The 3,655-nt window shown below is 69.9% G+C and carries 4 protein-coding genes and 1 pseudogene; all 5 read right to left on the reverse strand.

Going from position 1 to position 3,655, the window contains the following annotated elements:
• Nucleotides 1-446 (reverse strand): IF-2-associated domain-containing protein (locus JNK30_RS16195; RefSeq protein ID WP_293483713.1); only part of this gene is annotated, 446 nt, incomplete at its 3' end.
• Nucleotides 447-534: 88 nt separating this feature from the next.
• A complete protein-coding gene (locus JNK30_RS16200) occupies nt 535-1,188 on the reverse strand; it encodes an RNA-binding protein (RefSeq protein WP_293483715.1) in 654 nt (217 codons plus the stop codon).
• Nucleotides 1,185-1,613 (reverse strand): endonuclease domain-containing protein, encoded by a 429-nt coding sequence (locus JNK30_RS16205; protein WP_293483717.1) that lies wholly within the window; start codon nt 1,611-1,613, stop codon nt 1,185-1,187. The genes JNK30_RS16200 and JNK30_RS16205 overlap by 4 nt, the downstream gene beginning before the upstream one ends.
• Nucleotides 1,614-1,819: 206 nt before the next feature.
• Complete coding sequence (gene nusA, locus JNK30_RS16210; RefSeq protein ID WP_293483719.1) at nt 1,820-3,517, reverse strand: transcription termination factor NusA; 1,698 nt, start codon at nt 3,515-3,517, stop codon at nt 1,820-1,822.
• 12 nt (nt 3,518-3,529) lie between these two features.
• Nucleotides 3,530-3,655 (reverse strand): annotated as a pseudogene (locus JNK30_RS16215) (ribosome maturation factor RimP); the annotation flags it as partial.

A 3,655-nucleotide genomic window follows, 5' to 3' on the forward strand; every position in this document is an offset into this window, starting at 1 on the left:
GGCGCTTCCGCGGCAGGCGGCGCGGCGGCGGCCTGGGCGGCGGCGGCCTGCGCGGCGCGGGCGGCCTCGGCGGCGGCGCGTTCGCGCTCCTCGCGGGCGCGGCGCTCGGCTTCCTGTTGGGCGCGCTGGGCCTGGGCCTGCTCGATGACGCGCTGGCGGGCGGCGCGCTCCTCGGCCGACAGGCCGTCGCCTGGACCGGTCGGACGCTGGCCCTGCGGCGGCGCGGCGGGACGCGGCGCCGGCTCGAACACGCGACGTTCGGCGGCGGACGGCGCGGCCAGATTGCCGCCGGGCGGCGCATGCGGCCGGGCGCGCTTGGTCTCGACGACCACCGTCTTCGTCCGGCCGTGGCTGAAGCTCTGCTTCACCGTGCCCGAGCTGATCGACCCGCCGGGGCGGGGCTTCAGGGTCAGGGGCTTGCGGCCGTTGTTGTCGTTCTCGCTCATTCGCTCGCTTTTACTCGGCCCCGGGCGGATCCCGGACACACGTCACGTCGTCAACCTCGCCCGTCTCAATGAGGAAAGGCGGAAAGCCCTAGGGCTCCCGCTTGGCCTCGACAGGCTCCTCGCGCCAATCCTCAGGAAGGAGCGGACTAAATCCTCCGAAGCGCCGGACATCTTCGGCCCAACGCTCGGCGGCTCGCCCCGCAAGGAAGGCGGTGTGTATCACATTCTCGCCCCCTAAGGCCAAACCCAATTCCGCCGACGTGAAGACGCCGACGACCCCGGGCGGGGGGGATTGATGGCGGGCGAGGCGCAGCAGCTTGCCCCTACCGTCCGCGGCGCCGTCCGACGCCTCGATCAGCCAGGCCGCCTTGCCGCCCGACACGGCGGCGGCGACCTTCTCGAACCCCGAGGTAAGGTCTCCGGCCTTCCGTGCAAGCCCCAGGGCGGCCAACAGCCGCTGTCGGAGCAGCCGCTCCACCTGGTCGGCGAGGTCCGGCGCGGCCTTCACCGACGCCTTGGCCGAGCGCGCGAAGAGGCCCTTCTTCGCCGCGGCGGACACCGACGCCCGGTCGGCGGCGACCCACATCCCCCGCCCGGGCAGCTTCCGCGCCAGGTCCGGAACGGCGGACCCGTCGGGCCCGACCACGAACCGGACCAGCTCCGCTTCGGGACGCACCTCGCCGGAGACAAGATCCTTCCGCGCCCGGGAGGCTTCGGCGTGGGTTCTGGGCGCGCTCCTCATCTTCGGCCCCTGGCAGGAACGTGCGGCTGCGTCGAGGCGTCTTCCGCGTCCGCGGGCGTCCACCCTTTGCCCCGCAGCACGGTCGTGACCTGGGCGACGCAGCCAGCGACGTCGTTTTCGACCTGCTGGTTTGTGAAGCGAAGCACCCGGTAGCCCTGGGATTGCAGCCAGAGTTGGCGCTCGCCATCCCGCAGCGCGACGTCATCCAGCCGCTCGTGAATCCCGCCATCGACCTCGATCACCAAGCCGGCGCGGTGAGAGGCGAAGTCGACGATGAACGGGCCGATCGGGGCCTGGCGGCGAAAGTTGAACGCCAGGCTGCGCAGGTGCTTCCACATCTGGCGTTCAGCCCAGGTGCTGCGCCTTCGCAGGCGTCGAGCCGCCGCAACACGCCCGGGAGGATGATCTGGATGCTCGAAGTTCATCCTCCCTTCCTCCTCGATGGAGGGGGTCGGGGATGGAGGTGTGCGCACGCCGTGGAAGCGTTGTGCGCGCGAGGGCGCAGGCGCCCTCAGGCGGGCCGGTCCATACTCAGCGGGCGCACCTCCACCCAACCCTCCTCCATCGAGGAGGAGGGCTAGTCGAAGGTCTGATCCACCGCTGAGCACCAGGGGGACACCTCTGTGCTCGCCTAGGCGTCTTGCGCTTCGGCCGGGGTTTCGGCCTCGGCGAACACTTCTTCGGAGGGTTCGTCCCCGACGAACTCTTCGACCGGCTCTTCCGGCGCCTCGACCCAGCCCATGGCGATCCGGGCGCGCATGATCAGCGCCTCGGCGTCCTGCGGCTCCAGGCCGAAGGCCTCGAGGATGCCCGCCTCGCGCACGCGCTCGCCGTTCCGCGTCTCGAACCAGCCGCGCAGGTCGTCGGGCACGAGACCCGCGAGGTCCTCGATGGTCTTCACGTCGCCCTCGCCGAGGGCCACGGCCATCGGCAGGGTGATCCCCTCGATCTCCAGGATCCCGTCCTCGACGCCCAGTTCGCGCCGCTTGGCGTCGTACTCGGCTGCTTCCTTTTCGAGGTAGTCGCGGGCGCGGGCCTGGATCTCCTCGGCGGTGTCCTCGTCGAAGCCCTCGATCGCGGCGACTTCCGAGGCGTCGACATAGGCCACGTCCTCGACGCTGGCGAAGCCCTCGGTGACCAGCAGCTGGGCGATGACCTCGTCCACGTCCAGGGCTTCCTGGAACAGGGCCGTGCGCTCGGTGAACTCGCGCTGGCGGCGCTCGCTTTCCTGGCTCTCGGTCATGATGTCGATCTGCCAGCCGGTCAGCTGGCTGGCGAGGCGCACGTTCTGGCCGCGGCGGCCGATGGCCAGGGAGAGTTGCTCATCCGGGACCACGACTTCGACGCGCTCGTCCTCCTCGTCCATCACCACCTTGGAGACTTCCGCCGGGGCCAGCGCGTTCACGATGAAGGTGGCCTCGTCCTGGCTCCACTGGATGATGTCGATCTTCTCGCCCTGCAGCTCGGCCACGACCGCCTGCACGCGGCTGCCGCGCATGCCGACGCAGGCGCCCACGGGGTCGATCGAGCTGTCGTTGGAGATCACCGCCATCTTGGCGCGGCTGCCGGGGTCGCGGGCCACGGCGCGGATCTCGATGACCGCGTCGTACACTTCCGGCACTTCCTGGGCGAACAGCTTGGCCATGAAGCCGCCGTGCGCGCGGCTTAGCAGGATCTGCGGACCCTTCGTCTCGCGGCGGACGTCGTAGATGTAGCAGCGGATCCGGTCGCCGATGTTGAAGTTCTCGCGCGGGATCGACTGGTCGCGGCGCATGATGCCTTCGCCGCGGCCAAGGTCGACGACGACGTTGCCGTACTCGACCCGCTTCACCGTGCCGTTCACGATCTCGCCGACGCGGTCCTTGTATTCCTCGTACTGACGCTCGCGCTCGGCGTCGCGGACCTTGCCCATCACCACCTGGCGGGCCATCTGGGTCTGCACGCGGCCGAACTCGAACGGCGGCAGCAGCTCCTCGTAGACGGAGCCGACCTCGGCGTTCTTGTCGCGGCGCTTGGCGTCGGCGAGGCGCAGGATGCCCGGCGGCTCCTCGAACGGCAGTTCCTCGCCGGTCTCCTCATCGATGCCGCCGCCGAACACCGCGTCGTCGGCGACGACGGTCACCACGCGCTTGATGGTGGTCTCGCCGGTCTTCGGGTCGATGTGGACGCGGATGTCGTGCTCGGCGCCATAGCGGGCGCGGGCGCCCTTCTGGATCGCCTCTTCGATCGCCTCGATGACGATCTCCTTGTCGATCGACTTCTCGCGGGCGACCGCTTCGGCGATCTGCAGCAGTTCAAGCCGGTTGGCGGAGATGCCGGTCAGGCTCATGGGATATTCCCTCTACTCGGTCGTTTGTTGTTGTTCGGCCGCGATGCGGGCGGCGCGCTGATCGGCCCCCCGCTTCATCAGCTCGTCGTTCAGGACCAGCTTGGCCTCGATGATCCAGGCGAAGGGGATCATGGCCGT

Origin of the sequence: Phenylobacterium sp. (genome assembly GCF_016793225.1) — a bacterium.
Taxonomy (GTDB): Bacteria; Pseudomonadota; Alphaproteobacteria; order Caulobacterales; family Caulobacteraceae; genus Phenylobacterium.

Coding starts and splice junctions, on each gene's coding strand:
- JNK30_RS16200 (WP_293483715.1), bottom strand. CDS start 1,188: ATGAGGAGCGCGCCCAGAACCCACGCCGAAGCCTCCCGGGCGCGGAAG.
- JNK30_RS16205 (WP_293483717.1), bottom strand. CDS start 1,613: ATGAACTTCGAGCATCCAGATCATCCTCCCGGGCGTGTTGCGGCGGCT.
- nusA (WP_293483719.1), bottom strand. CDS start 3,517: ATGAGCCTGACCGGCATCTCCGCCAACCGGCTTGAACTGCTGCAGATC.